We start from the raw sequence: 245 nt of genomic DNA, 5'->3' as shown, positions 1-245 counted from the left end.
ACCTACGACCAACAAAACGGAGCTTCTAACAAAACCGGAGTTTATGAAATAAAGACAACCTATAATGGAAGTGCTCGGTTTAATGTGCTATTTGAAAAGTTTTCTTTTGATGAAACCCGTTATCTCACCAGGTTTATTGATTATGGCTACTGGAGGAACAATAAAAGTCGCGTTCAAAAATTATTTAGACAGGCTAATAACCCTTTGAGTGTTATAAACAATGAAGTTGATAACGGTTATATATC

Annotated in this window: 1 pseudogene; it reads left to right on the top strand. The window is 34.7% G+C overall.

Going from position 1 to position 245, the window contains the following annotated elements:
* Positions 1–245, top strand: a pseudogene (locus ACY2RT_RS15545) (M23 family peptidase); the annotation flags it as partial.

The organism is Ulvibacter sp. 2210JD10-4 (assembly GCF_058148525.1).
This window is presented reverse-complemented; position numbering and strand designations above follow the sequence as displayed.